Source organism: Paenibacillus massiliensis 2301065 = DSM 16942, from assembly GCF_000377505.1.
GTDB lineage: Bacteria > Bacillota > Bacilli > Paenibacillales > Paenibacillaceae > Paenibacillus > Paenibacillus massiliensis.
Genome location: NZ_KB898191.1, coordinates 206,010 through 229,902, shown reverse-complemented (window position 1 = coordinate 229,902; position 23,893 = coordinate 206,010). Strand labels below are relative to the sequence as shown.

The following is a 23,893-nucleotide window of genomic DNA, read 5'->3' as shown; positions in this document are numbered from 1 at the left end:
CCACAGGAAATGATTTAAAGGAGATGACATACATGAATATACATGATTTGTTGACTGAGGAGACCATCTTTCTACCACTGGAATCTGGTGGCAAGGAGGACGTAATCCGCCGGATGGTGGAAGGGCTCCAAAAGACTGGCGCAGTAACGGATGCTGAGAGCTACGTACAGGCTGTCCTGACTCGTGAGCAATCCAGCTCCACAGGTATCGGGTTCGGTGTAGCTATTCCGCACGGTAAATCCTCTGGAGTAGCCCGTGCAGGCCTGGCCTTCGCAAGAATGGCAGAACCAACGGAGTGGGAGTCCTTGGATGATCAGCCTGTATCCATCGTGTTCTTGATCGCAGTTCCGGCAGAAAATGTAGGAAATGAGCATTTGCAGATTCTCGTCGCTCTGTCCCGCAAGCTGATTCATGAAGAATTCCGCAACAGCCTACTGCAGGCGAAGACTCCTGCTGAGGTGACTGAGGTGCTCAAGAGCATCTAATGCAGCATGGATGAACTGAGCATACGGTAATGGCTACTGTAGCGGACAGTTCAGTAAATTGAGGGGATTACGACCTCCACAAGAATAGAAGGATAAGGTAGTCGTCTTAAGCGAGATTCGCTTAAGGCGGCTTTTTTTGGTTCTATTTATTAATTGATCTTAAGAAATTACTTGCAGAAAACAAGATGATACTATATATTGTTTACATATCAACCGTTGATATGTAAACTATATCTGAATAATTAGTTTATATATCAACTAATTTTGTTTTGTTTCATGGAAAGGAGATTTGCTGGAGTTTTGGCAAATGGCTATGCAGATACAAGCACTAGTGGCACACTACATTATTGGTTCATGGAGGATTGATTGCAAATGACAGATACAGCACGAAAACAAGAAATTTTGAAAGCTTATCAATTTAGGCACGCATGCAAATCCTTTGATATCAATAGGACGATTTCTGATGACGATTTTGAGTTCATTCTTGAGACAGGAAGATTATCACCAAGTTCATTCGGACTTGAACCCTGGAAGTTCGTTGTGGTTCAGGATGCCACGCTGCGCGAACAATTAAAGCCTGTGACTCCTGGTGCTCAAGGGCAATTGCCTACGGCCAGCCACCTTCTGTTTGTATTAGCTAGAAAAGAAAACGGGCTCAGATTTGATTCTCCGCACGTTACGAGAATGATGAAGGACATCCAACGTATGCCAGATGACATTGCACAATTCGTTTCACGTATGTACAACAAATTCACAGAAGTCGAGCTCGGCGGTGACGGGCAGCTCATGTATGAATGGGCCTGCAAGCAGAGTTACATTGCCATGGGAAATATGATGACAGCTGCAGCCCAGGTCGGAATTGATTCCTGCCCCATTGAAGGTATTGATCGTGAGAAAGTATGTGAATTATTTGTAGAAGAAGGAATTATTGATGATAATGAATTTGGAGTAGCCTGCCTGGTGGCCTTTGGGTATCGGTTAGAGGAGCCAAAACGCCCAAAAACAAGACAAAGCCTGAATGATATCGTAGTATGGAGATAAATCGTGCAAATGTGTAGTATTAGATTCATGATGCAGAGAGTTGCTTCTTGTCAGCAGCTCTTTTTTTTCATTGCTCTAGCGGATGGAATGGCCGCTGGTGCATTGCTCAAAGCTGCTCTACTACCGCTGAATGCTCATGCTTGCTTGTAAAATGAAAGCTAAGGCTGTATAGTGTCTAATACATTGTAAAACGATATCACCGATGACCCTTAAGAGAAAGATGGGATGATTCTTGAAAACAGATTGGTCGCAGGAAGCTGAACTGTTATACCAGATGTACGGTGTTAACAAAGTAATCAATACTACGTTTGATGCATGTATCAGCGTTAGCCAATCTCGATTTGAAATCTTATCCTTGATCTATCAACAGATTGAAATCAGTCAAGGAGACTTGCAAAAGAAAGTTACGATTGATAAATCGGCGGTTACTAGACACATCAAACAGCTTGAGGAGCAGGGGATCATCTTCAGACGAAAAAAGGATGAGGATAATCGCTTTGTCCTGGTCCGTCTTACGGATTATGGCAGGGAATTGATCGAGAACGCCCAAATAGAGAAAGCTCGTTTTGTACAGGAATTACTCACTGATATCAGTGAAGAAGAGCGTAATGCTTTTAGGAAAGTATTAACAAAGTTACATGAAAATGTTGGAACAATCAAGACGAGCGAAAGTCGTTCAGATAAGCAGCATTTATGAAGGATCTGATTTGGAAAAGGAGGAGCTACTCTGACTGCATCCGCTTTTTTCGAATTTGGTCTTTTTTTGTTGTGCGTCTATTTATTAATACTCTACAGAAGGGACTATTTCATATGCGCATTCAAGGTTTGAATCATTTTTTGTTCTCAGTATCCAGTCTGGAGCGCTCCATTGAGTTCTACCAAAATGTATTCGGTGCCACATTACTCGTGAAGGGGAGGACGACAGCTTATTTCGATCTGTGCGGGATGTGGCTTGCCTTAAATGAAGAAGCCCACATCACACGAGTCCCGGTGAATGAGGCTTATACGCATATTGCCTTTACAATTCAGGAGGAGGACTTCGACGAGGTGCATGCAAAATTAGTCCAAATGAATGTACATATGCTGCCTGGCCGTCCTCGAGACAAGCAGGACCGTAAGTCGATATATTTCGTAGATCCGGACGGTCACCGCTTTGAATTTCATACAGGCACGCTACAGGATCGGCTGGATTATTATGCGAGAGATAAGCAGCATATGAGCTTCTACTCTCAAGAATCTGCGCGGGACTGATGTCTGTGCCTTGCTGCTCGTACACCCAGAACCAGCAGGGGGACCACGACCCCAAGTAATCCGCAGACAGCTACGGATGTCATCGCAGCATAGGCCTGCCATTGCATGATAAATGCCACTCCACTGCCCAATGTAGTCCCACCTAGTAGTCCAAGTGCACTGACTACATCAATAGAAGATTTCATAGTAGTTTCACTCCTTTCCTGCATTCACAAAATAGTAGGTCCGGTGGATTGCTATTACCATAAGGTAGACGTTGCCCCAAGTTGTGCGTACAATTAAAGAGTCTAATAGAATTAGGATTGACAAGATCGTGCGCATTGTAAACCTTGGATTGGCAAAATTCCTGACAGGAGGCACTTGCGAATGACAGCTCACACGAATATGAATGAACGGATTGCCGCTTGGAATGCCGAAGCAGAGGCTTGCCCATGTGGCAGCAACCATCATCATGTAGACATGTACACCGTGATTAGTGACCATGCGCTTGAGGACATCGCATCTTATTTACAGGAAAAAGGGTATGAGCATGTAACGGTGATTGACGATCCGCATACGGCTGCTGCAGCGGGAAATCGGGTACTGGAGCTGCTGCAGCAGGCCGGAATTCAGGCTGAAGAGGTGTGTCTACCCTTCAATAGTGCAGGGGATGTAGTTGCTGATGAGCGCTATATGGTGAAGGTGCTACTTGGTATTTCCTCTACGACAGAGGCTGTTCTGGCTGTGGGATCAGGCACTATTCATGATCTGACGCGATTTGCCTGCTCTATGCGTAAGCTTCCGTTCATATCGATCCCGACCGCAGCCTCGGTGGATGGGTTCACTTCGGCTGGCGCTCCACTTCTATTGGATGGGGTGAAGCGGACGATTCAGACCGTGGCACCAGAAGCTATCTTCGCAGATGTCTCCTTGCTGGCATCGGCACCACAGACGATGACGGCTGCAGGCTTTGGCGATATGCTCGGCAAATACACGTCACTTGCGGATTGGAAGGTGTCGCGGGACATGGCTCAGGAGCCATATTGCCCCCTTGCTGCGCAGATGACAGAAGAGGCGCTGCTTGCTTGTATAGAGCATGTTGATGAGATTGCTGCTGGAAGCCTGCATGGTATGGACGTGCTGATTCGAGCACTGATCGCCTCGGGAATCTCTATGTTAATCATAGACCATTCTCGACCTGCATCTGGTGGGGAGCATCATATTTCACATCGAATTGAAATGGAACTGCTGGCACAGGAGCGGCCGCAGGTGCTGCATGGAGCCAAGGTAGGTGTAGCTGCAGCGCTGCTTACGGACTTGTATAAGGAGCTGGCCGTGCAGGAGCCGGAAAGTGCATTTCAGGTCTACACGACCCTTCCTGATTCGCAGCAAATGCGGGACTGGCTGCAGCAAGTGGGGGGCCCAGGGCGCTTCGATGAACTGAATGTAACAGAGGACATGCTGGAGCGAGCTGTGCACACAGCCCATACGCTCCGGGATCGATATACTGGCCTGAAATATCTGAACGATCATAATCTGATTGATTCCAGCAAGCTCCAAGAGCTTAGCCGCAGCTAGCTCGAATAACAGGAGTGTTCTTGTGAGTTCCTCGTGCATTTATTAAATAATACATGTAAAAAACGGCGTTATTTCTCACCCAAGCCATTACGCTCGGATGAAGAATAACGCCGTTGTTGCACCGAGAAGGAGATACGATGGTAGCTGCCAACTTGGTTTACTTACTACATAATCGTTTGTTGCTTTCAAGACAGATGGGAGACATCGCTATGGAGCATTCAAGCTGTGCTTCATAGCTCCTACAGATGGAGTAACAGCTGCTATGGCTACAAGCGATTGACAGCAGACACCAGAGCGAGCACCGAGGCCTTGATAATATCCTCGTCCTTGCCTACACCCCAGATCAGCTTGCCCTGAGCCTTGAGCCCAACATAGGCAATGGCATGGGCAGCGGAGTCGCTACCCAGCGAGTGCTCCTCATACACACTCAGTTCGTAGTTCAGCTCGAAGCGGCTTTTCAGAGCATTACTGACAGCATCAAGCGGTCCATTTCCTTTACCCTCGATGGTCACTTCATTACCTTCGTGTGTGACCTTCATGAAGGTGGTAGTGAGCTTGTTCTTCTGCTCAAAATGATACGATTCCAACTGCAGTGGACCATTGTCTCGAATGTACTCTGCTTCGAAAATACGCAGTATTTCATCCGGCAGGAGCTCTTTTTGTTCCTTATCCGAGACATCCTTGGCCAGGTACCCCATCTCTTCCTTCATTTTGTCAGGGAGTCTCAGTCCGAAGCCGCGTTCCAGCAGATGGTTCACGCCGCCTTTGCCAGACTGGCTGTTGACGCGGATGACATCCGTCTCGTATTTGCGGCCAATGTCACCTGGATCAATAGGCAGATAAGGGACCGTCCAGGTCGGACAGTCATGCTCTTCACGCCACTTCATGCCCTTGGCAATGGCATCCTGATGGGAGCCCGAGAAGGCCGTGAACACAAGTGATCCGGAATATGGCTGACGCTCATACACCCGCATCTTCGTCAATCGTTCATAGGTCTCGCTGATGCCAACGATATCCGAGAAGTCGAGCCCCGAATCAACACCGTGTGAATACAGGTTCATCGCCAAGGTGATCAGGTCCACATTGCCTGTACGTTCTCCATTGCCGAACAAGGTTCCTTCCACCCGCTCTGCTCCAGCGAGAACAGCGAATTCGGCATCGCACACGCCGCCTCCACGGTCGTTGTGAGGATGGACGGACAGAATGACATGCTCTCGGTAGGACAGATGATTGTGTATATACTCTACCTGACTGGCGAATATGTGAGGCATAGCTGTCTCGACGGTAGTTGGAATGTTGATAATCGCCTTATGATCTGCAGTAGGCTGCCATACATCCAGTACAGCGTTACAGATGTCCAGGGAAAATTCGACCTCAGCACCCGGGAAGCTCTCTGGGCTGTATTGGAAGGTGAAGCGTCCTGGTGTGCTTGCGGCCAGTTCCTTGACCAGCTTGGCGCCTTCTACGGCGATGGCCTTAATCTCCTCCTGGGATTTGCGGAACACCTGCTCACGCTGAGATAAGGATACCGAGTTATATAGATGAACAATAGCGTTTGGAACGCCATGCAGCGCTTCGAAAGTCCGGCGGATAATATGCTCCCGGGCTTGGGTTAATACCTGCACCGTTACGTCCTCGGGAATGAGGCCACGTTCAATCAAAGTGCGCAAAAAGCGGAATTCCGTATCAGAGGCTGCCGGGAAAGCAATCTCGATCTCTTTAAAGCCAATGTCTACGAGCATCTGGAACATTTCCAGCTTCTCCTCCAGATTCATGGGCTCGATCAATGCCTGATTGCCGTCACGCAGATCCACGCTGCACCAGATTGGGGATTTCTCAATATAATCCTTCTGTGTCCAATTCATTGAACGCACGGGTGGCATGAAGTAGCCTTTTGCATACTTGGTGTGATCCATCATCGTAATTATCCTCCTCGGTTATTCTTAGTTATTCTTGGGTATAAAGTAACAACAAAAAAGTCTTTCGCCTCGACTACACATGCAGCCGGAGACGAAAGACTTGAGCTTCCGCGGTACCACTCCTGTTTATGAACAAACGTTCATACCCTCATCAGACACGAGCTCATACCATCGAGCGTGATGTCTGTCCCTTGATAACGGTGGGCACCCGTCAACAACTACTTTTCGGTATAGCCATGTAAGGCTTCTACCCGAATTTCGCATAGCCGCTCCAAGGCGAGTTCCCCGTATTTCCTCTACCGCCTCGCATCATCCGGCGGCTTTCTGAGAATCAGTCCTACGAGTACTACTCCTTATCCAAGCGTTTAGAGTCGTATATGGATATGGTCTATCATAGCAGGGCTGTCTGACAAAATCCAGTCCATTAATTATCCGACGGTAAATTATTATATGGGTATTGTTTCTATTTAGAATTTATTCGAAATAGTTATTGCTATAACGCTTACGATAAGAGATAATGTATTTAGATGAAATTCTAAATAGAAAAAAGAGGCGATGCATTTGGGTTTCCCAGAGACATTCAAAGCCTTATCTGATCCAGTGAGACGGGATATCCTGGTCATGCTCAAGCATGGCAAAATGTCAGCTGGGGAGATTGGGCAGCATTTCGAGATGACGGGTGCGACCATTTCGTACCATCTGTCACAGTTGAAGAAGGCCGGACTTGTTTTTGAAACGAAATATAAAAATTATATCTACTATGAGATCAATGTGTCGGTCTTTGAAGAAGTCATGCTGTGGTTTTCACAATTTAAGGGGGGGAAACATGATGAGGATCAAAGGTAGCTTGATGCAGCTTATTACAACAGTGGTATGTGTATTACCGATTATTTTATCGCTGACGCTCTACCAACAATTACCTCCGCAGGTGGCTGTGCATTGGGATGTAGCAGGTAAGCCTGATAATTATATGTCAAAGGCGGTTGTGGCTTTCGTGTTCCCACTTTGTTTGGCCGTTCTTAACATTATTGTGCATATTGTGATTAAGAATGATCCTAAAAAGATGAATGTGGCCCCTGTCTTAAGAAAACTCGGCTTATGGATCATTCCTGTCTTGTCGCTCATCCTCATGCCGATCACGCTCTTCAAGGCTCTGGGTGTAGACTTGCCGATCCAGACGATTGTCCCATCCTTTGTTGGCATGTTACTGATTGTGATCGGTAACTATTTACCCAAGAGCAAGCAGAGCTATACGGTGGGAATTAAGCTTCCATGGACACTGGCAAGCCAGGAGAATTGGAATAGAACACATCGTGTAGCGGGCTACCTATGGATATTAGGTGGGATTCTTATGATCTTGACGTCGTTTTTGAACGTATTTGTGGAGGTTGCGATCGTAGCGATCATAGTACTGATTGTGGTTGCTCCAGCCGTATACTCTTTTTCATTGTATAAAAAGGGAGTTTAGACCTTGAATCGCGCAGGGCTGAGTACCCCCTCTCTTTTGCAGAAAGCTGTACTTCATTTCTTCATTTCTTCATTCCTAATATTAAGAAAGCACTGCATACCGGCAATTCGGTTTGCAGTGCTTGTTGGAATGTGTGTCATCATCTTGGTTGTAGTGGATTCTCGCAAAAATGCATCGTCCCTGGATGCCGCAATTATTGGGTCAGCATGGCATCTGCGAACAGAATGGATTTTGGAATCCGAAAAAACTGCTCTGCTTGATCCTGGAAGGTCTGCGAAGGAACGGTTCCTTGATGGAGCCATTTGCGGAATGTGCCAGGATGCACTCCAATCCAGTGACTAACGTCCGTTACAGATAGATCATGAACCATACACAGGCCAGCAAGAATGCGGTTTTTTACAGGTGATCTTGTTACCGTTCTTTTCATAAAACGTGAAGGTGCGGGCTGACAGATCAGTGGAGAATTCCGCACTACCGATTCATTAAAGAGAATATGGCGGGGATAGCCGAGTAAACGGCAGGCCTTCTCCAGATTGGTATTTCCGGGAATACGGCCTTCATATACCCATGCGCTTACACTGCGTGAGGAGATTGAAAGCTCCTCGGCAAGCTGCGAAAGCTTGATATCATTCGCCATTAATACGGCAAGAAGGATCCTGTTACGGATCTGACAGCGGGTCGGTTTGCGAAAGCGCTTGACGCGTACGCCTTTTCCCAAATATTTGCGGTTGATCAGAGACCACGCCTGTATAGAGTGTCGTTCTTGTTGTTTAGGCATATACCCTCCGATTTTTTTAATCAAATACTACAATAACACCGGGGGGAGTGCAAGTGTCCTCCAACTTATTTTCATGTAATGCTATAGACATAATCAGCGTGTTGAAAAGAGGTCCTAACGACTAATATTGATGAGTGGAAATGCAAGCAGGACAAGGATTTGCGCGGTTCGCTAAGCCAAGGGATTGCTGAATTGTAACCTTAGATTGCGGGAATGTTGTATTTTTGTATCCCAATATTTACACAATCTCTTAAACTATCCTATAAGATATGTTTCGGACGAGTTGATAGTTTCGTTTGAGATAAAGAGAGAGTGGATGGTGGATCGAGATGCAGACAGAGCTTCAGTCAGAAATGCGATTGGCAATACCCCAAGACTTGCACCTCATGAACAGAGGCTGCAGAGATACTAGTACTAGAGATCGAAGGCTGAATGGAATATTGCGAGCAAGGCTGATCCTCCTACTGAGTGTACTCGGTATAATGGGTCTGCTATGGTCCAGCAGTAGCTATGCTGCTACAGCCTCAGCGTCGGCACTGTTAGTGGGCATAAATGATGAATTATTGCAGGATAAGGAAGCCGAGGCGGTTACATTACAAGGGCGTATGTATGTAGCAGCTGTGCCATTGGCGAAGGCCATGGGGGCCAGTACGGTAGTCCAGAATGACGATTTAACCATATCTTTGGGGGCGTATCATATGACTATGCCCTTGAAGACGGGAGAGACGATCATCCGGAATAATAGAACGTTGATTCCAATTCGAGATGTGGCTTCGGGCTTGGGCTATACCATTACGAACCCTGCTCCTGGTGTGTATCGACTCGTAAATGGAACAGCGACTATGACTGACCAGCAATTCGTTGCGGCTCACGCTGCGGCGATTCAGGAGCGTCAGAAGCTGGTACAGCAGAGTAATTCTAATGAAGGAAGTAAAGGCGCCACACCGACGAAGGGGAAGGTTCTGTACCTGACCTTTGATGATGGTCCAACTAAGCATGCCAATGAGCTCCTGTCCATATTAGGCAAATATGATGCCAAGGCGACTTTCTTCATGCTGGGGCCACAGATTCAGCAGCATCCCGATGTTGTTCGCAAGATGATGGACAATGGACATGGATTGGGCCTGCATGGTATGACGCACGTGGAGAAGAAGTTCTATGCTTCGCCAGCCGCAGCGCTCAAGGAGATGAAGGATGCGAATGCGATCCTGCTCAAGACAACAGGTGTTCAGACACGTCTGATTCGGACACCTTATGGTAGCAAACCATATATGAAGGATTCCTATCGTAATGCCATGCACCAGGGGGAATTCCGGATGTGGGATTGGAACGTGGATTCACTGGACTGGAAGTACAAGAAGAATCCAGAGCATATTGTAGCATCGGTGCTCAAGGATGTGGAGAAAATCAGTCGCACAGGGCGTGCTCCAGTAGTTCTGATGCATGACCAGGAGCCTACGATAGCTATCTTACCGCAGCTGCTTGCTGAGCTTCAGAAGCGGGGGTATCAGTTCGAGACACTTACAGAGGAGATGACCCCTCTCAATTTCTGGAATGATCACAGATAGAGAACACAATTCATAGTGCGATCATCATTCGCAATTAGGCCAAAGAGAAATCATTCTTGAGTCATATCACCTGACGTATACGTGAATCGGCTTCCCCAATCGTAATGGGTATGTTAAAATTTTGGGACAAGCATACTATTCTATTATCGTTAGGAGCCTGTCCATGATTAAACATATCGTATTCTTCAAGCTGAAAGACCGTTCACCGGAAAGTATTGAGCATACGGCATCCGTACTGCGGGGCATGAACGGCAAGATCAAGGAGGTTCTGTCCCTGGAGGTCGGAACAGATGTGATTCGCTCCGAGCGTTCATTCGATATCGCGCTAACCGCCGTTGTAGCATCGCTGGAGGATCTCAAAATCTATAACGATCATCCGGTCCATCAGGAAGTGGTCAAGCATATTAATGAAGTGAAGGATATTTCGCTGGCGGTTGATTACGAAATCTAACTGAGGACATCGGGATGGAGGTACTTGTCGTTGTACTACGTAAATAGGGAACAAATAGAGCTTCGCCTGAGTGCGATTCCCGAGATCATCGAGGGCTTGAAGACGGCTATTCGTGATTGGGATGGGAGCCTGACACTGGGACTAGTGCAGGAACGTTGTCTGCATCTGGCCATTGAATCCGTTACAGATGTGGGAAGCTTCATTATTGATGGTTTCATCATGCGCGATGCTAGCAGCTATGAAGATATTATTGGAATCATACATGAGGAGCAGGTCATTGATTCTGAGATCTTTCCTTCCCTGCATGAGCTCGTTTCGCTTCGTAAGCCGCTTGTACAGGAATACTATCATTGGAAGCGCGCAGAGCTGCATCCGTTGACGCCTCTGTTGGTAGACAACCTGGACAAGTTCGCAGCAAGCGTACGGCAATATCTGGAACGCGAACTAGGCCCGATGCCGACAGACCGCTAACGTTGGAGGTCGAGCCAATGAATCATATACCCGAAATGCCTACTCGCCGGATGATTATGACACTTCTCAAAACAAGAGGTCCAATGGGCGTTAGCCCACTGGCCTCCGAGCTGGGCATCACGGAGATGGGGGTGCGCCGTCATCTCAAGTCCTTGGAGCAGGACGGATTGATTGAGGTGAGTGTTGTGCGGCAGGCCATGGGCCGACCGCTATATATGTTCGGACTCACACCGCTGGGAGACGAGCAGTTCCCTCGTAATTATGATCATCTGATGTTGGAGCTTCTGGAGGAGCTTGCAGATGAGCAGGGCTCATCTGCAGTGCATGCTTTGTTTGAAGGGCGCAAAAGGAAGCTGCTTAAGCGCTATGCCCCACAGCTCAGCGGGGAGTCGCTTCGCTCGCGTGTCAGTGAGCTAGCGGATATTCAGCATGCTGCCGGCTATATGACCAGCTGGGAGCAGGAGGAAGATGGGAGCTACTCCTTCTACGAATATAATTGTCCGATCTCACAGGTGGCCAAGCAATATCGGAGAGCCTGTGAATGTGAGAAGGATATGTTCGAGGAGCTGCTTGATGCAGAGGTAGTCCGTACCGATTGTCTGGCGGACGGTGGGCGTTGTTGCTTGTATCGAATTCGTCCGCGGACCGAGGATAGCAGAAAATAAGCTTGGCCTCTGTGTCATGACAAGCTTCCTCCGCTTATAATACAGTACACCAGTTGGGCATTCGCCCGGAACATACAGGGAGTCGGACTAGACGCTACGAAGTAGTCATGATTAGTCTGCTCCTACCCGCGAAGGAGTGGTTGGAATGAACGGAAAGCAAGGAATATTGTGGGGAATTCTGGTTGGAGCTGCTGCAGGATCAGCTGCCGCTCTGCTGCTTGCCCCGAAGTCCGGCAAAGAGCTGCGCCAAGACTTGTCTGAGACATCCCGTACGGTCACTGAGGCCGGACAGGTGTGGGCAGAGAAAATTGGTGCTTCTGGCTCAGAAATTCTCGATATTGTGAAGGACACGGCTGCATTTGCCGTCCAGGAGGTACAGGAATGGCGTACCGGGCAGCCGACCGAAGAAGAGAAGGTTGTATTGTCCTCGCTTGTGGAAGTGTTCGAGGAGCTGCAGCAGCGTGCAAATGAGGAGCGTCTGCAGTCGAATGAGGAAGAGCTGGATACGTTTGAAGAACAGAAGGACACGACAATCTAAGAAGACTACTGGACCGACTGTCCTATCCCGCGAAGAGATACGCGCCGGGGTAAGGCGGGCGGTCTTTGTCTGTTGAGACTATTAATCCGGGTAAGGTCTATAGAGCATGGCCTACGAAGTAGCAGAGTCAGGACAAGTATTGCTGCACAGATGCATTTCGGGTAATATTTGTGGGTACCTTTTACTGCTCCAATACATAAGGTATGTAGCAACGACCTTTTGTCAATCTGGTCGATATTTGAGAAGAAGGAAGCGGTGTGTAAGTGCAGCAAGCAATCGCAATATTGGACTCCGGTGTGGGAGGACTGACCGTCGTGAAGGAAGTGATGCGTCAGCTACCGCGGGAGAAAATCATTTATTTTGGGGACACCGCGCGCACGCCCTACGGCCCTCGTCCATCTGCAGAGGTGCGGAAATTCACAGGACAGATTGTGGATTTTCTGACCCAGTTCAATCCCAAAGTCATTATTATCGCATGTAATACAGCAACTGCTGCTGCCCTGGATGAAATCAGTGAACGAGTGGATATCCCGGTAATCGGAGTCATTCATCCTGGAGCCAGAGCCGCCATAAGTGCCACGAAGACGGGGCATGTCGGTGTCATTGGTACGGTAGGGACGGTCAGCAGCGGGGCTTACACCGCGGCACTGAAGCAGCTGTCACCCTACGTGGATGTAGTCAGTCATGCTTGTCCGCATCTGGTGCCACTGGTAGAGCAAGGTGAATTCCGTTCACAGCATACGACGGCTGTAGTAGAAGAATCGTTACAAGGAATGAAGCAGCATCCCATTGATTGTCTCATTCTGGGATGTACACATTATCCTTTCCTCACAGAGACCATTCAGGAGGTCATGGGGCCGCGCGTGAAGCTTATTAGCTCTGCGGACGAGACTGCTCGGGAGACCAGTACAATCCTCTATGACAAAGGAAAGCTGGCAACTAGTGGAGAGCTGCCAGTCCATCAGTTTTTTTGCTCAGGAGATCCACAATTATTTCAGAGTATAGCCAAGCAGTGGCTTGGTGATCACTTGCGTAAGACACCTGTCGTGTGGCAGGTGACTCACCTGGATTAGGCAGGTGACCTTCTGAAGTACCCTAGACACCCTTGCTGCGGTCCAAGTTAGATGCTTGGTAATAGTCCGCGGAAGGGGTGTTTTTTTGCAACGAGCATGCGTGAATGAAATGATTCAATGGGGCATTATCATAGGGAGTTCCTTTATGGGAATTCTCATGGTAATGCTTTTTCTTTCCCAGTAAGTGCCGGGAAAATGAATTTCTTGCGAGAAGAGTGTTAAGCAGATTCGTAATTGGTTTACAAGAAAATGAGAAAGCTAAGAATGTACCAGCTCTTTTATTTTATAAGTATCTGTCTATGGTCAATCGTTATTGATTGTACGTCGGTTGTCAGTGAAATTGAAACTTTCTACGGTTTCGTACCGTAGCTTGTTAATAAAGGTCGAAGACTCTGCCAAATTGGTGGAAATCTAAAAAGATACATACATGAGCATTGCAGCTTCCAAAGAACTCATGATGACCTGCTCAAAAGTCAGCCCTAGAGAGGAGTAATCATCCGTGGAGCATTACCGTATTAGCGGAACTGAAAGTGTACAGGAACTGCAGAGCACAGCCAAGGGGCTTAGTTCTACAGAAGCCGAAAAGCGTCTGGAAAGGGATGGCTACAATGAATTAAAGGGGAAGAACAAGGTTCCTATCTGGAGACTTTTCCTCGAGAACTTCAAGGACCCCATGGTGGTTGTACTGCTTATAGCGGCCATTGTCCAAATTGTGTTAGGACATGTTATGGAATCGCTCATTATTTTCCTCGTACTGATCCTGAATGCTGTCATTAGCGTCATTCAGACTCGTAAGGCGGAAAGCTCACTCGCTGCCTTGCAACAGATGTCTGCCCCGGAAGCCAAGGTGCTGCGTGACGGCGTATTACAAACTGTGCCAGCCAGAGAGCTGGTTCGCGGGGATATTGTCATATTAGAGGCTGGTGATTTCGTACCCGCCGATGGCCGTGTGCTGGAGTCGGAAAGCCTAAAGGTCAACGAGGGCATGCTTACTGGGGAATCGGAAGCTGTTGATAAACACACGGACACCCTTGGCTCTGAAGCCCCTCTCGGAGACCGGCGCAATATGGCTTTTAGCGGTTCCTTGGTCGTTTATGGACGCGGAACTATTGTCGTTACCGGAACAGGGTTAACTACTGAAATCGGTAAAATTGCCGAACTTCTTGAAAATGCGGAAGCTAAGCAGACACCGCTACAGCGTAAGCTGGATGCGTTCAGCAAGCAATTAGGAATAGCGGTGCTGGCGCTATCCATTTTAATTTTTGGTATCCAGGCTGGACGTATTTGGCTATCAGCGGATACGGTAGATACTACCGAAGCAATCTTGAGTGCTGTTATGTTTGCTGTAGCTGTAGCTGTTGCCGCGATTCCAGAAGCGTTGTCCTCCATCGTCACCATCGTCCTGTCTGTAGGTACGAATAAAATGGCGAAGCAGAATGCGATTATCCGCAAGCTTCCAGCAGTTGAATCGCTGGGCTCTGCCAGTATTATTTGTACAGACAAGACAGGTACGCTCACTCAGAATAAAATGACGGTTGTTGACTATTTCTTGCCGCAAGTAGATGATGACCCATTCAAGCAGCATTCCAAAGACTGGCCTGTTGAGGCAAGACGGCTTCTGCACATTGCTGTACTTTGCAACGACTCCAGTATCAATGAGGACGGTAAAGAATTGGGTGATCCGACGGAAGTAGCCCTGATTGCCTTTAGCAATAGTAAGAATAGAGACTATAAGGAAATACGAGATAATTTCCCTCGTGAGGCGGAGCTTCCATTTGATTCGGATCGCAAGATGATGTCTACCCTGCACACGTTTGACGGACAAAAAGCAATGCTTACCAAGGGCGGTCCAGATGTGCTCTTTGATCGCTGTACACACGTTCTGTTAGGGGATCAGGAAGTCCCCTTAACTTCGGAGCTGCAAGAGCGGTTTATTCAGGCGAATGAGGAATTCTCAGCTAGAGCTCTGCGTGTATTAGCGTATGCATACAAAACTGTGCCGAATTCTGTAACGGGGATTGATCTGGAGGATGAACAAAATTTGGTGTTGGTAGGCTTGTCGGCCATGATTGATCCTCCACGTGATGCTGTGTATGGCGCAATAGAGGAATCTAAAAAGGCTGGCATACGGACGATCATGATCACTGGTGACCACAAGACCACTGCACAGGCGATCGGTCGTGATATCGGACTGATGACCGAGCATGAAATTGCCATAACAGGCCAGGAACTTGATGCGATGTCAGACCAGGAGCTTGACCAGCAGCTGGAGCAGATCGGTGTATACGCGCGAGTCTCTCCAGAGAATAAAATCCGGATTGTCCGTGCATGGCAACGGAAGGGTAAGATAACGGCTATGACTGGTGATGGTGTAAATGATGCGCCTGCCCTCAAGCAGGCGGATATCGGGGTTGCTATGGGAAGTGGAACGGCTGTGGCGAAGGACGCAGCTGCGATGATTTTGACCGATGATAACTTTGTATCCATCGTCAATGCGGTATCGGTAGGCAGAACCGTATTTGACAATATCAAGAAAGCTATTGCTTACTTGTTCTCAGGCAACCTTGGAGCCATTATTGCCATCCTCTTTGCTCTGGTGCTCGGTTGGGTGAATCCTTTTACAGCCATTCAGCTCCTGTTCATCAACCTGGCTAATGATTCGTTACCTGCCATTGCACTAGGCATGGAGAAGCCTGAACCGGATGTGATGAAGAGACAACCTAGAGACCTTAAAGAAGGCATATTTGCTGGGGGTATGATGCAGTCGATCATTATCCGTGGCCTGCTAATCGGGATAGCCGTCATCGTATCGCTATATATCGGGCTTCAGCATTCCTCAGATCTGGGTGTAGCCATGGCTTTCACTACATTGATCTTGTCCCGAACACTTCAGACTTTTGCTGCTCGTTCTAACAGCTTGACAGTGTTTGAAGTCGGATTATTCAGCAACAAATATGTTATTGGAGCGGTACTCGTCTGCTTCGCCTTTTACGGTGTTACAGTTCTACCAGGAGTCAGAGATATATTCTCGATTCCAGCTACATTCGGCATGACAGAATGGTTGACTGCCGCTGGTCTAGCACTTGGCGCGGTAATCTTGATGGAATTAGCTAAAATAGTCCGTAGAATGGTTACTCGACAAGACTCAGATATTCTTATGACCAAATCGACTTAAATGCAGCGCGATGAGCCAATGCTTGAAATGAAATCTTGTGCACATGCTAAACACACTTTGAGATATACTGAAGTCAAATTCAGTCTTTTCTAACCATCGAAAAGCTACCGGGGCAGCGATCAGCTACTACGGTAGCTTTTTCGTGTTCGGCTTGTAATCCTCCGGTGTGTGCAATCGACTGTGTACAAAAGGGAATAACTGACACAGCTTTTAGTACACTTATAATATCCCTGGAACGCGATGCTGGTCTATTCGGGTAACTAACTAATCTATCTTTGAGCTTGCGTAAAAATGCTATTGCGCAGGCAGTAATGGGGAGGCGATATGGTGTCTTTAACCGGGTATGGTCTTCAGGAAATGACACAGGATATCCAGCGCTGGGAGACGCTCTATGCCAAGCTGGGAATCGACACGGGCAGCATTGGAACGAGCGTGCTGGACCAGCCGATTCCTTACCTTCAGATTGGGCAGGGACCACGCAAGTTACTCGTACAGGCAGCGATGCATGCGAATGAGTGGATTACGGCTCCTTGCCTGATGGACTTTATGTATCGCTATGCGCAGGCGCTTCATGAAGGAAGGACCTTCGAAGGGCAATCTGTGGAAGAATGGCTGGCGAAGACGTGTATTTGCGCGGTTCCTATGGTAAATCCGGATGGAGTGGAGCTGGTACTGGAGAGATTGGCCCCTAATCAGCCATTTTATAGCGAAGTGGTAATGCTGAACAATGGTCTGACGGACTTTAGCGGCTGGAAAGCCAATATTCGGGGTGTGGATCTGAACGATCAATTTCCAGCTCATTGGGAGGAGGAGTCTATGAGGCGCGATGTAGAGGGGCCAGGGCCGCGCGATTATGGTGGGCCTGCACCGTTATCTGAGCCAGAAGCTCGTGCTCTGGTGGATTGGACTGCAGGTCTAAATCCTGATATGACAATTGCACTGCATACACAAGGCAAGGAAATTTATTGGAATTACAGGGATATGGAGCCGTCATATAGCGAATCTTGGGCAAGAAGTCTGGGGGAAGCCATCGGTTATCCGCCGATCAAGCTAAGCGGGAGCGACGCTGGCTACAAGGATTGGTTCATCGCGGCTTATGGGCGGCCTGGCTTCACGATCGAGCTTGGCAAAGGGGTCAACCCACTTCCGCTAGAGGATCTGACAGGATTAAAGCAAGATACTCACCACATACTAAGTGAAGCCATGAATTTGCTCATTTGCTCTTGAGAATGCAGGCGGGGCAGACTCTCGACCAGCAGGAGCGGCGAGTTGCAACTGATGTAATGACATAAATGAGCCAATCGCCGCGACAAAATTAGAATTGGTACGACGATGAAATGATACGATGCAACCACAGAGGCGGCTATTCGTATAATACTGCATGCGTTGCTTTCACGCATGAACATGTCGTTATGCTGCCTTTTTTGACTTAATTTCATAGAAAATGGGTGAATGTATGAAGGTAAAAAAAGTACCGCCTCTTCGTCGCTGGAGTCATCTCATGCATCGTCTGCCCAAGCTTCTCCGCTCTTCGAGAGTTCCATGGAGAGAAAAGCTGCTGTTTCTTATCCCGATAGCCCTGTACTGGGTATTGCCTGATGTGCTGATTCCGATTCCTTTCATGCCACTGGATGATATTGCAATTAGTGTGCTGTTATTGACCTGGTTTGTGAAGCGTGTGGAGCGAAAATATCCTGATTTATTGGTCTAGGAAGCAGCGCTGTGTATTGCGTAATGGCACTATATTCTTTACAATAGGACTATTGACTATACGCCAATGAATTTTGTTTATATAGGAGATGAGAGCCATGAATTGCAAGATTACACGCAATGCTGCGAAGGTGCTCCAACGCGAACTGGACAAACCGGAGAACAGTGGTCAGAAGCTGCGAGTTATCATTACTCATGCACACGGGGACCACGCCCATTACGGTCTGGATTTGGACACGCCGGGTGAGAACGATACTGTAGTAACTACGGATAAAGGGATCGATGTGATTCTGGAGACTGGACAGGACCTGCTGGACGGTGTCAAGATTGACTATTTGTATTTTCCTGAAGAGGGCTTCGTAATTACGAATGCTTCCAAGGGCAACCACGGCGATCATTAATCGCTAATGGAAGGGAACAATTATGGCTAACGATATACGCATATGTGATAAGTGCCAATTTGTCCGGATGAAATCTATCCTGCCCAAGCTGCAAAAAATGGCGCCAGATGCCGAGATTAAGGTTGGATGCAAATCCTATTGCGGACCATGCGGCAAGCGGGCTTTCGTCTATGTGAATGGTCGATATGTCAGCGCGCCGACAGAGGATGAGGTGCTGGCTAAAGCTGCCGCGTTCATCAAGCAGCCTTCGATCAATTCTTAAGTCTTGTGCGCTGAATTGGCGTGAGACTCTGCATAAGAAGGGCTTCACTGACTCATATTAATGAATGGCATTCATTAAGTCGATGAAGGAGGCTGTTCATGGCACAGTACGACTCCGGACTGCAGTCCCACAGCGTGGAGGCTCAGACGCAAAATTCTGTTGACAGGCTGCATAATGCGGTATCCCAAGCGATGTCGCATCCGATGGAGCAATTGATTGAGCAGGCTGAACGCTCCAAGGACCATGCTGAGCATGCAATCAAGCAGGCGAAGGAAAGTCTTGGGGAGGACGCTGTCGAGGTGGCTGCAGACATGCTGGCAATTGAAGAGAAGCGTCTGGATGCGGTTAAGCAGGTGCACCGTCGTCAGTAGCTTCAGGTATTTATTTACAAAGAAACCGTTACTTCGCATTTGGAGATTGTATCCCATCTGCGATGCAACGGTTTTTTTATTTTAGGACGGCAAGTGTCCATGTCTGTATGTGGATGATTAGTTTGCTGTATTGGCTTCTGTTGGCTTCGTCGAATTCGGGTTGATTAAGTTCTCTTTATCCTCCCATAGCTGCAACAGGTTGTAAGTAATCACTTCATCTGATATCTGAAGCCGCTTTTTAGCTTCCTGAAATCCGGGTCCACATGCCTGTACATCAGTTGGTGTCCGCGTGGCAAGATCATAACAGGTTCCATTCTCGAAAGCCTGATCAGCCGATGGGATGTAATATACTTTACCGTCTGTGAAGGCGCCAGAGCGGAGCACGACCATCCGTTCAGCATCTCCGAATAAATTATTCCCCATAAAATGATAAGGCTCTGGGGAGATTCCTAACAAATGCAGGATGGAAGGCGTTAGATCAAGCTGTCCAGCTGGCTGGGAGTCTACTCCCTGTAATGAACCTCCAGGAACATGCACAAGAAGGGGAACCTGATTCATAATTTGCTGCATATCCAGTGCATTCAGTGAACGGCCTGTGAACTGTTCATACAGCTTCTGCTCTGTAATGGAGTTGTCATGATCACCATAGAACATCAGAATGGTATGATCCCACAAGCCGTCCTGCTTCATTTGCTCAACCAGCTCGCCTAGGGCAGCATCGACATAATGCACGGATTGCAGATAATCTCCAAGCATCGTGCCCTGAAGTTCACCGACATCTAATACGTTCTCTTTCGCAGTCAGAGTATAAGGGTGGTGACTGGATAAAGTAATCATAAACGCATAGAATGGGCTCTTTACGTCTGTCGTCAATGCTTTAAGAGACTGTCTGAACATGGACTTGTCACCGAGTGACCAACCGAGCGGCTCGTCAATGACAAAATCCTTTTTACTGTAGAAACGATCATAATGCATCGCTTTATACATGGAATAACGATTCCAGAAGCTGCTGTCATAAGCATGAAACACATTAGGACTATAGCCTTCATTTTTCAAAATTGAGGGCAGCATGTCGAATGTATTCGCTGGATATCGGATAAACACGGATCCGGTAGGCAACGGATGCAGAGAGCTATGTGCACTGAAATCAGCATCAGAGGTACGACCCTGACCCGTCTGGTGATAGAAATTGCTGAAATACATGCTTTCTTCCATTAGCTTGTTGAAGTTGGGTGTGATCTCCTCGCCGCCAACCTGTTGACCGATGAAGAAATTCATAAATGCTTCGCCCTGAATGACCATCACGTTGCTGCCTTTGAATTTTCCACGCAGGTCATTGTCCGTATTGAGAAGCTGCTGATGCTGATCGAACCAGGCTTTGGCCTCCTCGGTCCGTTCGTTCCCCAGCATCGGCTTCGGCCCGATATGCTCCTTCCCGAAACGGTAAAGATCATAACCATGGAATCCCACTAGCCCTGTAACATTGTACAAAGCCAGCGACCACCAGTTGCCGACAAAGATGCCTTTGGCCCAGGTAGATGTGTAGATGTTAATGGGCACGAAGGTCAGAGTCCATCCAAGGGCAAAGGCAACTACTCCGCTGACCAGGCGTTGGACCCATACCCAACGGGAACGAGGGCTCCTCGGAGTCGAGAGGTACATGCTGTACGCGTCCCTGCGTCTGCGAACGAGCTTCACCATCATCCAGAGCAGGAAGAAAATCCAGTCCATAAAGAAGAAAATATCCTTCCAGTACAGCAGCGAAGCAATGCTGTCTCCCAAGGAATCGACCTGTCCCGCCTGCAATAGTACCGGAATCGTAATGAAGTCTCCAAAATAGCGGTAATACACCATATCCGAATAGATGATTGCTGTCATAATTACATGAAGGACCAGCAAAGCGGCTTGTCTCGCACGACCTGGTAGCCACAAGGTCCAGAAGGAGGCGAGCAGCAGGGAACCGATTGCGATCAGATAATCGACCGGATTCATATCAATATTTTGGGCATCGAGTTGATGATGTAACAGTGTCAGCTTATATAGCATGAGTCCGATGAATAGCCATAACCCGGAACCAGCCCGAAGCCACGCATATTTATTCTCGCCCAGGTTGCTTGCTGCGCGAGTCTTGCGTCTTAACAATGGATTTCCCCCTTTATAGCCTTACATATCTCTATACCATCACGAAATTCTATCATGCAAGCTCTAAGTATCGGCTGTACTGGCGCTTGGCTCATAGAGCGTGTCTATACTCATATCTGATTGGTCAAGGCACTAAGTAACATCCATGCACTGTACTTTCTATATAGCTCTGCATAGCTTACAGAGTGCAGTCTATCGCCTGCCATATGCAGCTTCATGTAAATGGAATATTAACGTAATGTTAATGCGGGTAAGGCCTTTATTTATTATAGCCTCCAGTTGTAGCTTTTCAACCGTTTACTGCATATTCATTATGTGATGAAAAAGGAACGTTTCTTCGTCGTAACCAACTCAAAGAACCTCCATAGCTATGGAGGTTCTGGAATCCATATGATGTTAGTTACAGGACTGCCCCGACTAAAGGATAAAAGGGCAAGCTGCAACAGCTGTAGGGATGATAGCTCTCTCTTACCTTAGTACTCAAGCGCCTCGATTGAGCTTAAATTGCGATTGGATTGCTCTAAAAGCTCTGTAAACGTCTCTGACACATAATATATAAAATCCGGATCATGCTCGTACATAATTATCTGCCCATACGTTCCTTGTGCACTCGGATCAAAGTCGAGCATCAGACACACGGAGCCTCCGCCAAGCATGCCAAACGTAATCCATGACTTTTGAAATAAGTAAGGCTTGATTCGTGAATCCAGGTTGCTAATTTCCTCAGCGGTGTAGTATTGGTCTAATGTACTCTCTACAACCATCTCTTGCTCCTTCAGAATCCTTTCCAGGGACAATAAGTAAAAGGGTGCTGCTTCTCTGCCCTTCTCGTGATCTGGATATACGATATGAAAGCCATACCCACTACCATTCTTGCGTTTATAAAAGGTACGGAAATCGTTCGGCAAACGAACACCAAGCTCTTGCTCAAAGGCATCCAACTGCTCGTCTGTTACTCCCCCAAGCTGGCGGTACGAGTCGAACAGTTCTTTATTCTCCTCATCCTGCACTTTGTCCCGCAGCAAATGATCCAGTTCTTCCATTAATGTAAATACTCGTTGTTCTGGCATCTGTTCTGTGCTCATCTGCTCGTATCCTCCCACATTGTTAGTCATAACTAATTGTTGTAGGTCTCAATTTATAGGTCTCACATGGTAGGTGTCACACCGTGCAGGCCTCACAGAAATTATACGTAAGCTCATATTTCAATGCAAATAGGCGAGCCGACCTAATCGCATGCGGTTAGGTCGGCCCGAAGGAAGCTTATGAGCTGAAATTTTTGAAGACAACGCTTGTAGTGTCGTCTGTGTATTTTATTGCCCTGCTACTCTTGTGGAGACTTGCGGCGTGGGGGTAGCGGTCCGAGATACTGATAATATTGGCACTCGATGCGACCATTGAACAGCTTGCGACGCTTGTCTGCCTTGCGTCCCCAGTAGTGCTCGAATTGCTTGGTCGGGCTGATGGTGAAGAATGACCATGTCGGTACGGCAGCAGCCGTAAGTCCAAGGCCACGGATCAGCTTCTCGACCTCCGGAGCGTCACTCAGACGCTCACCATAAGGTGGGTTGGTAATCATACAGCCGTATTCTCCTTCAAGACGGATCTTGGAGGCAGGGAGGATATCCAGTCTGATCTCTCCAGCCAATCCGGCACTCTTCACAGCAGCCTCGGCTACCTTGATCGCTGCTGGATCATTGTCACTACCTGCAATGTGGAATTCTACATCGTCGCGCACAAGGTCCATGGCCTCCTCGCGGGCCTGCTCCCAGCGTTCGCTGCCAATGACAGGCCAGCGCTCGGAGTTGAAGGTGCGACGCATGCCCGGAGCAAGATTCCACGCCTGCATGGCAGCTTCAATCAGGAGTGTGCCTGAGCCGCAGCATGGATCATAGAACGGTCTGTCTGGTGTCCAGCGGCTGAGCTGAATGAGCGCCGAAGCGAGCGTCTCCTTAAGTGGAGCCTCCGTGACCAGCTTGCGGTAGCCGCGCTTATGCAGACCAGGACCCGTCGTATCCAGCGTCAAGAGGGCCTGATCCTTGAGCATAATGATTTCGATAACGTAGCGTGGGCCATCTTCTGGGAACCACTCTGTATGGTAAGTTTCCTTGAGCTTCTCGACGATCGCTTTCTTCACAATACCCTGACAGGCAGGTACACTGCTAAGCTGTGATTTGTGTGAGCGGCCTTCTACCGGGAATTCCCCATCCTGAGGAATCCAGTCCTGCCAAGGCAAGGCTTTGGTTCCTTCAAAGAGCTCATCGAAGGTGGTAGCCGGGAACTCTCCCATTTTGACCAAAATTCGGTCCGAGGTACGGAGCCACAGGTTGCAACGACAAATATCAATGAAATCTCCACTAAAGATAACTCGTCCATTCTCGACAATCTGATCATGGTAGCCCAATTCCTTAAGCTCTCTGGCTACGATAGCCTCCAAGCCCATGGGCGCTGTAGCGATTAATTGCAGTTGGGACATTGCTTGTATTCACTCCATCTCGATCCTGCGGAGTCTAGTACCTTGACCAGAGTTTAGGGCCGCTGCAAGCGGGGAGCCCTGTCGACCATTG

At 48.0% G+C, this 23,893-nt stretch carries 25 protein-coding genes and 1 other annotated feature; of the genes, 19 read left to right on the top strand and 6 right to left on the bottom strand.

All coding sequences use genetic code 11. The features are described 5' to 3' along the window. The first annotated feature begins 32 nt into the window (after window positions 1–32). From D328_RS0115685 to fosB, 4 genes are all read left to right on the top strand, one after another. The gene (locus D328_RS0115685; protein ID WP_018885973.1) at window positions 33–485 is read left to right on the top strand and encodes a PTS sugar transporter subunit IIA; all 453 of its coding nucleotides are present in this window, start codon (window positions 33–35) and stop codon (window positions 483–485) included. 372 nt (window positions 486–857) lie between these two features. Beyond that, window positions 858–1,526: an NAD(P)H-dependent oxidoreductase gene (locus tag D328_RS0115680; protein ID WP_018885972.1), complete on the top strand. Its 669-nt coding sequence runs from the start codon at window positions 858–860 to the stop codon at window positions 1,524–1,526. 274 nt (window positions 1,527–1,800) lie between these two features. Next, window positions 1,801–2,223 carry a MarR family winged helix-turn-helix transcriptional regulator gene (locus tag D328_RS0115670; protein ID WP_154659142.1) on the top strand — a complete coding sequence of 141 codons (423 nt, stop codon included), beginning with the start codon at window positions 1,801–1,803 and terminating at the stop codon, window positions 2,221–2,223. A 113-nt stretch (window positions 2,224–2,336) separates the two neighbouring features. Next, a complete protein-coding gene (fosB, locus tag D328_RS0115665; RefSeq protein ID WP_018885969.1) occupies window positions 2,337–2,777 on the top strand; it encodes a metallothiol transferase FosB in 441 nt (146 codons plus the stop codon). On the opposite strand, the gene D328_RS29275 is transcribed toward fosB, so the two are convergent. Beyond that, entirely contained in the window at window positions 2,756–2,962 is a 207-nt protein-coding gene (locus D328_RS29275; RefSeq protein WP_018885968.1) for a hypothetical protein, read from the bottom strand. The genes fosB and D328_RS29275 overlap by 22 nt on opposite strands. Before the next feature lie 181 nt (window positions 2,963–3,143). On the opposite strand from D328_RS29275, the gene D328_RS0115655 reads away from it, so the two are divergent. Next, window positions 3,144–4,334, top strand: coding sequence for a sn-glycerol-1-phosphate dehydrogenase (locus D328_RS0115655; protein ID WP_018885967.1), 1,191 nt, complete (start codon window positions 3,144–3,146; stop codon window positions 4,332–4,334). A 266-nt stretch (window positions 4,335–4,600) separates the two neighbouring features. On the opposite strand, the gene D328_RS0115650 is transcribed toward D328_RS0115655, so the two are convergent. Beyond that, entirely contained in the window at window positions 4,601–6,253 is a 1,653-nt protein-coding gene (locus D328_RS0115650; protein ID WP_018885966.1) for a 2-isopropylmalate synthase, read from the bottom strand. Window positions 6,254–6,337: 84 nt separating this feature from the next. Then, window positions 6,338–6,622, bottom strand: a binding site (T-box leader). A gap of 192 nt (window positions 6,623–6,814) precedes the next feature. On the opposite strand from D328_RS0115650, the gene D328_RS0115645 reads away from it, so the two are divergent. Both D328_RS0115645 and D328_RS0115640 read left to right on the top strand, forming a co-directional pair. Further along, entirely contained in the window at window positions 6,815–7,099 is a 285-nt protein-coding gene (locus D328_RS0115645; protein WP_018885965.1) for an autorepressor SdpR family transcription factor, read from the top strand. Further along, window positions 7,080–7,721, top strand: coding sequence for an SdpI family protein (locus tag D328_RS0115640; RefSeq protein ID WP_233426209.1), 642 nt, complete (start codon window positions 7,080–7,082; stop codon window positions 7,719–7,721). Before D328_RS0115645 ends, D328_RS0115640 begins: the two co-directional genes overlap by 20 nt. Before the next feature lie 193 nt (window positions 7,722–7,914). Here D328_RS0115640 and D328_RS0115635 read toward each other — a convergent pair whose 3' ends face one another. Then, window positions 7,915–8,499, bottom strand: a complete 585-nt coding sequence (locus D328_RS0115635; RefSeq protein WP_018885963.1) for a helix-turn-helix domain-containing protein — start codon at window positions 8,497–8,499, stop codon at window positions 7,915–7,917. Between the two features lie 329 nt (window positions 8,500–8,828). Between D328_RS0115635 and D328_RS0115630 the strand changes: the two genes are divergently transcribed. From D328_RS0115630 to D328_RS0115575, 12 genes are all read left to right on the top strand, one after another. After that, complete coding sequence (locus D328_RS0115630; protein ID WP_018885962.1) at window positions 8,829–10,067, top strand: polysaccharide deacetylase; 1,239 nt, start codon at window positions 8,829–8,831, stop codon at window positions 10,065–10,067. 163 nt (window positions 10,068–10,230) lie between these two features. Further along, window positions 10,231–10,518 carry a Dabb family protein gene (locus tag D328_RS0115625; protein ID WP_018885961.1) on the top strand — a complete coding sequence of 96 codons (288 nt, stop codon included), beginning with the start codon at window positions 10,231–10,233 and terminating at the stop codon, window positions 10,516–10,518. A gap of 30 nt (window positions 10,519–10,548) precedes the next feature. After that, entirely contained in the window at window positions 10,549–10,989 is a 441-nt protein-coding gene (locus D328_RS0115620) for a DUF86 domain-containing protein (RefSeq protein WP_018885960.1), read from the top strand. Window positions 10,990–11,006: 17 nt separating this feature from the next. After that, on the top strand, window positions 11,007–11,654 hold the full coding sequence (locus tag D328_RS0115615; RefSeq protein ID WP_018885959.1) for a helix-turn-helix transcriptional regulator: 648 nt from the start codon (window positions 11,007–11,009) through the stop codon (window positions 11,652–11,654). 145 nt (window positions 11,655–11,799) lie between these two features. Continuing rightward, complete coding sequence (locus D328_RS29270; protein ID WP_018885958.1) at window positions 11,800–12,192, top strand: YtxH domain-containing protein; 393 nt, start codon at window positions 11,800–11,802, stop codon at window positions 12,190–12,192. A 263-nt stretch (window positions 12,193–12,455) separates the two neighbouring features. Beyond that, entirely contained in the window at window positions 12,456–13,265 is an 810-nt protein-coding gene (gene racE / locus D328_RS0115605; RefSeq protein WP_018885957.1) for a glutamate racemase, read from the top strand. Window positions 13,266–13,764: 499 nt separating this feature from the next. Then, window positions 13,765–16,440: a cation-translocating P-type ATPase gene (locus tag D328_RS0115600; protein ID WP_018885956.1), complete on the top strand. Its 2,676-nt coding sequence runs from the start codon at window positions 13,765–13,767 to the stop codon at window positions 16,438–16,440. Window positions 16,441–16,764: 324 nt separating this feature from the next. Next, the gene (locus D328_RS29265; protein ID WP_018885955.1) at window positions 16,765–17,667 is read left to right on the top strand and encodes a M14 family metallopeptidase; all 903 of its coding nucleotides are present in this window, start codon (window positions 16,765–16,767) and stop codon (window positions 17,665–17,667) included. 229 nt (window positions 17,668–17,896) lie between these two features. Then, complete coding sequence (locus D328_RS0115590) at window positions 17,897–18,151, top strand: hypothetical protein (RefSeq protein WP_025679328.1); 255 nt, start codon at window positions 17,897–17,899, stop codon at window positions 18,149–18,151. A 97-nt stretch (window positions 18,152–18,248) separates the two neighbouring features. Further along, window positions 18,249–18,551: a heme biosynthesis protein HemY gene (locus D328_RS0115585; RefSeq protein ID WP_018885953.1), complete on the top strand. Its 303-nt coding sequence runs from the start codon at window positions 18,249–18,251 to the stop codon at window positions 18,549–18,551. A 22-nt stretch (window positions 18,552–18,573) separates the two neighbouring features. Then, on the top strand, window positions 18,574–18,813 hold the full coding sequence (locus D328_RS0115580) for a DUF1450 domain-containing protein (RefSeq protein ID WP_018885952.1): 240 nt from the start codon (window positions 18,574–18,576) through the stop codon (window positions 18,811–18,813). 98 nt (window positions 18,814–18,911) lie between these two features. After that, a complete protein-coding gene (locus tag D328_RS0115575) occupies window positions 18,912–19,184 on the top strand; it encodes a hypothetical protein (RefSeq protein ID WP_018885951.1) in 273 nt (90 codons plus the stop codon). Between the two features lie 117 nt (window positions 19,185–19,301). Here D328_RS0115575 and D328_RS0115570 read toward each other — a convergent pair whose 3' ends face one another. From D328_RS0115570 to D328_RS0115560, 3 genes are all read right to left on the bottom strand, one after another. Then, window positions 19,302–21,326 carry an LTA synthase family protein gene (locus D328_RS0115570; protein WP_018885950.1) on the bottom strand — a complete coding sequence of 675 codons (2,025 nt, stop codon included), beginning with the start codon at window positions 21,324–21,326 and terminating at the stop codon, window positions 19,302–19,304. A 473-nt stretch (window positions 21,327–21,799) separates the two neighbouring features. Then, the gene (locus D328_RS0115565) at window positions 21,800–22,411 is read right to left on the bottom strand and encodes an SMI1/KNR4 family protein (protein ID WP_018885949.1); all 612 of its coding nucleotides are present in this window, start codon (window positions 22,409–22,411) and stop codon (window positions 21,800–21,802) included. A 239-nt stretch (window positions 22,412–22,650) separates the two neighbouring features. Next, window positions 22,651–23,802 (bottom strand): THUMP domain-containing class I SAM-dependent RNA methyltransferase, encoded by a 1,152-nt coding sequence (locus D328_RS0115560; RefSeq protein ID WP_018885948.1) that lies wholly within the window; start codon window positions 23,800–23,802, stop codon window positions 22,651–22,653. Window positions 23,803–23,893 lie beyond the last annotated feature (91 nt).